The following is a 265-nucleotide window of genomic DNA, read 5'->3' as shown; positions in this document are numbered from 1 at the left end:
CTCTTCAATTGTGGCTCAAGACTTTGCTGAGAGTATGGCGATAAGCATTAAAGGAAAATTTGATGGGCTGATGGGGGCAAAGGGCGAATCACTCACTTACCAAAGCTTGTTACACCTCGATGAATCATTTTGGAAATTATTCGACACTAATAGAATATTGGTCATTTTTGATGAAATTCATCACTGTGCGGGGTCCAATCTTGAAAATGCCAATGCATGGGGCGAGCAGATCATACTAAATATTCAGAACAAAGCTAAATATACC

1 pseudogene is annotated in these 265 nt (G+C 39.6%); it reads left to right on the top strand.

The features are described 5' to 3' along the window. Positions 1-265: pseudogene (locus tag AAEZ00_RS21430) on the top strand (DEAD/DEAH box helicase); the annotation flags it as partial.

The organism is Shewanella sp. S1-49-MNA-CIBAN-0167 (assembly GCF_040310145.1).
Taxonomy (GTDB): Bacteria; Pseudomonadota; Gammaproteobacteria; order Enterobacterales; family Shewanellaceae; genus Shewanella; species Shewanella psychromarinicola.
The sequence above is the reverse complement of the archived record's forward strand: the minus strand, read 5'-3'. Positions and strand labels throughout refer to the sequence as shown.